Here is a 4,596-nt window from a genome sequence, read left to right on the forward strand (position 1 = left end):
GCCACCGGCGTCGACACACGCCTGGTGCAGTTGCACGCCGAGCATCAACGCTTGAGCCGGGTGTTGAACAGTTGGATCGACATCGAGGGTTATCGCGAGGGGGGCGGCTGGGTCAGTGCCCTCGACCGTCGTCGTGCCGCCGGCCGGCTCCTTGAAAGCTGGCGCCACAACCTGCGTGCCCGGCCCGAGGTGCCGCCGGTGGACGGGCGCGAGGTACTGGACCTGTCCGGGTTGTATCTGGGCGACCTGCCGACGTTGCCGGCTTCAATGAGCCACGTCAGCGTGCTTGACCTCACCGAGGTGAAGCTGACGGAGCAGGGGTCCAATGGGTTCCTGGGCAGTTTCCCCCACCTGCGCCGGCTTGTGCTTAACAAGAATGGCCTGGCGCACCTGCCCGAGGTGATCAACCAATACACGGCGCTGACTCATCTCGAAGCCACCTACAATGATTTGCGCGACGCTGTGGAGCTACAGGCACTGCTCGGCCCGTTAAGTGCGCTGGAATGGCTCGACCTCGGCGAAAACACCCTGGCCAGCCTGGATGTCAGCGGCCTGCGCGGGCTGACAAACCTGGACCTGCACAACAACGTCCTGGAGGAATGGCCGGCCGGGGCATTGGAACTGCCGCGACTGCGCACCCTCGACCTCAGCAATAACCAGATCGAGACCATCCCGGACGATGCCCTGTTACCTCGCCACAACCTCCTGATGAGCAACACCAACCTGACGGACAACGGGCTGGAAGAACGCGTGTTCGAGCGCCTGAGCGACTTCCTCGAGGAAACGGGGTTCGGCCTGGGCTATACCCGGGAGCAAATTGATCGCGAGCTCGATGGCTTCCTCCTCAGTACCAGTCACGAGGAAGCGGATCTGAGCGGTGAGCTGCATCCGGAGCTGCTGACGCCCGCAGCACAGAAGGCCCAGTGGTTTGCTGGCGTGGCGGCCGACTCCAGCAAACACGCAGTCTGGGAGTCGCTCAAGAGCGCTGACGACAGTGAGGATTTCTTCTACATCATTTCCCAGCTGAAAAACGCCCAGGACTTCATCACCGACCGCCCTGAGTTGACGCGCCGGGTATGGGAGGTGCTGGAGGCCGCCGAGCAACGTCCGGCGTTGCGCGAGCAACTGTTCGGCAAGGCTCGCGGCATGCGGATCAACGCGACCTGCGGTGACGGTTGGATCCTGCTGTTCAGCGACCTTGAAGTCAGTGTCTATGAGTTCAAGGCCCTGGAAACCGTGGAACCCGGAAAAGAAGGCGCGGCGCTGTTCAAGCTGGCCAGAAGCATGATCCGCCTGGAACAGACTGAAGCCACCGCCAACCGCGTGGTCAGCCTCAAGCCCAGTGTTGACCCGGCGGAAATTCGCCTGGCCTACCGCATCGGCCTGGCCCAACGCCTGGAGTTGCCGCGCCAGCCGTCCGGCATGCTGTACCGCAACCTTTCCCAAGTGAAACAGGCCGATATCGACCAGGCCTACGCCAGCATCATCGGCCGGGAGGCGACCGAGGCGTTCACGGCCGATCTGGTCACGCGCCAGTACTGGGTCGACTACGTGCAGAAGCAATACGCGGCTGACTTTACGACGCTGGCCCAGACCCAGGCCCGCGAGGCTGAAGCCCTGGAGGATCGCTATCCGGCGTTTGGTGCGCAGTACGAGGCGCAAGCCGTGGTATTGGCCAAGCAAAGGATTGAGCAACGCCAGGCCCTGCTGATTCGCCTGTCCGAGCGGGAGAGAGCAACACTGAGGCTATAACAGCCTGTGCCCCGGCGGCAGGTCCGGAAACGGGCCTGCCGCGCCTCAGTGGTCGTTACCCAGGTTCGGCGCCAAGGTGCACAAAAACATTTATCTACCTGCGAAGGCGCTCGCCTGTTCGCTGTACTGGGCCTCCCAAAAGCGTTCTCAGGAAGCCGCACATGTCTACTCCACCTAACGCCCTCGCGGACGAAAGCTTGCACACCGCCCTGATCACGGAGCGCCTGCCCGCGTGGGTCGCCCACATTGCCGCCGTCGATGTGCGCCGGCTCAAACATGGACTGTTGCCCGGCAGGGAGCGGCCTGCCACCAAGGTCCTGCTCTCGCCCGCATTGAACAAGGCACTCGATGACAGTCGCAAGGCCAGCCGTCAGTCCCGCGAAGCCTTGGCCAAGGGCCTTGGCGCGCTGCAAGGCATTGTCGAATTCGCCCAGCCCAAGCTGGAAGCGGCGTTGCGCGAGGCGATGGGCGAGGCCCCGGACGTCAACAAAAACCAGCTGCATTACCTGCGGTATCGCCAGGCCCCGCAGCAGCATTCGTTGTTGCAGGCAGCGCTGCTGAACTTCGAGGGCGATGAAGACTTCACCGATATCGCCCTCGAACAGACCAGCGCCCTGGCGCCGGAAGGTGCGCTGCTGACCGAGTACTACGGCGAGGCGCGGGCGGATGGCTCGCGTGCGGCGCGTTATCGCTACAGCGAAACCCTGTCGATGACTCCACAAACCTTTTCCACCCTGTGCCGCACCCTGGACCTGGGGCAGCAATACCAGGCCCACCTGGCGCAGGTGTTCGATGCCGCTGCCACTCGGGCCGTGGTGCGGGAGCAGATGATTCGCGCGCAAAAAGACCTGCTGACGGTACGCCTGTATACCGCATGGGCGCAGGGCGACATCGGTCCGGCGGTGTTTCTCATGTTGCGTGAAGTGCTGGCAGGTACTTCGCGGCCGCTGCTGGATGGCGAGGTCGTACGTTTCGGTCAACTGTCGATTCTGGGCTGCGAGCTGGGGGAGGTGCTGCTGATCGGGCCGGGTGTCGCACCGACCCGGTCCGTGATCCCGCCCTTGTTTCCTGGGGCAGGTGTGAGCGGGCTGCTTCCCGTGGCGCCTGATACGCGGGTGGTGGCCTGGATTCCGGGCGCGCCGCAGTGCCCGCTCAAGGAATACCCGTCTATGCAGGCGTTCGACAAGGAACTGGCGGTGAACCTGCGCTCACCTGCCTATCAGCAGTTGTTTGCCAGCCTGGTACCTCAGCAACAGGCGCCGCAGTTCCTTGAGCGCCTCAAGGAAAAACTCTACACATTCACCTGGAACCCGCGAGGCTACAAGGAGCAGGTCTACGACGAGCAAATCAACTTGAACCGACGAGAACGGTTGATCGAGGGGGAGTTGTTCGGCGCGCTCTACGAGCGGCATGTACAGCGCCTCAAGGACAATGCCAGAACCCTGGCGGTGCCCACTGCGGAGGCTGATCGAAAAGCCGCACAGGCACGCCATGCTCACTGGTTGAGCATGGGTTTGAACACATTGAATGTGGCCGCATTCATGGTGCCCGGCCTGGGGGAGCTGTTGTTGGCGGTCACGGCGATTCAGTTGGGCCTGGAGGTCTATCACGGCATCGAATCCTGGCAGGAGGGCGATATGGATGCGGCGTGGGAGCACTTGGAGTCGGTGGCGCTGAATGTCGGGTTCATGGCCACCCTGGGCGGAGCGGCAGCCCTCGCTGGCCGGGCGCCCCCGATCCAAGTGTCGAAATGGGTCGATGGGCTGGTGCCGGTGAAGTTGCCGAACGGCGAAACGCGCCTGTGGAAACCGGACCTTGCGGCTTACCGCAGCCATACCGTGCTGGATGCATCGCTCAAGCCCAATGCCCAAGGTCAGTACGCCCACGACGGCAAGATATACGTGCGCCTGGGTGAGGGCCTTTATGAAAAGGCTTTTGATGCCCGGATCAGCAAATGGCGGATCCAACACCCGGACGATCCGGCCGCCTACCAGCCGATCCTTGAACACAACCGGGCGGGGGCCTGGCGCCATTCCCATGAACGCCCCCTGGAATGGGACCGCCTGACTTTGCTGCGGCGCCTGGGCCATGAAACCCAGGGAGTCAGCGATACAACCTTGCGCGCCGTTGGCGACATCAGCGGCATCAGTGACGACCTGTTGCGCAAGGTCCACATAGACGGTTTGCCGATGCCGGCCGTACTGGCCGACACGTTGCAGCTGTTTCGCGGCGCACCGCCACAGGCTGCACTGCTGTCCCCCGAGGGTGCGGTGTTGCAGCGCCGCTTTGCTTCTTTGTCTCGAGGGGCGATCAACGAAATTATCAGTACGGCCAGCGATAAGGAACGCCTGCAGATACTGGGCCGAACCGGTGTTGCGCCGCGCCTGGATAACCTGGCGCGGCGTGCGGTACAGCAACGTCGGCTGAGCAGTGCGTTGGCCGGCTTGTACCTGCCGGCGCTCGCCAGCCTGGACAGTGACCGGTTGGCGTTGCATTGCTTGCAGCAACTGCCGGGCTGGTCTCCCACGCTGCGCCTGGAACTGCGCGCCGACAACCCCAGTGGGCGCTTGCTGGCTGAAGTTGGGCCTGAAGACGCGGCAGTGCGCCGTTACCTGGTCAAAAAAGGCGAGACATTCCTGGCGTGCGACCTGCAGGGGGCTCCTCTTAACAGTCCGGTCCCCGGCAGTCGTAATTTCTATCCATCAATCGTCCATGCCTTGCCCGTGACCCTGCGCCAGTCACTGGGTTTGCCGCTGGCCAGCGCGGACGTCGATTTGCAGCAAGCCCTGGCACGGTATGCCACGGCACACCGCCTCGAAATGGCCGCCGTGCTGAAGATACGCG

The 4,596-nt window shown here is 63.3% G+C and carries 2 protein-coding genes; both read left to right on the top strand.

Features of this window, described 5'->3' with window-relative positions:
• Positions 1-1,752, top strand: a 1,752-nt coding sequence (locus HX846_RS23240; protein ID WP_178966161.1) for an NEL-type E3 ubiquitin ligase domain-containing protein, incomplete at its 5' end; no start/stop codon positions are given.
• 161 nt (positions 1,753-1,913) lie between these two features.
• A partial coding sequence (locus HX846_RS23245) for a dermonecrotic toxin domain-containing protein (protein WP_372242012.1) occupies positions 1,914-4,596 on the top strand: 2,683 nt, incomplete at its 3' end.

The sequence above is a fragment of the Pseudomonas sp. K5002 genome, assembly GCF_013386655.1.
Taxonomy (GTDB): domain Bacteria; phylum Pseudomonadota; class Gammaproteobacteria; order Pseudomonadales; family Pseudomonadaceae; genus Aquipseudomonas.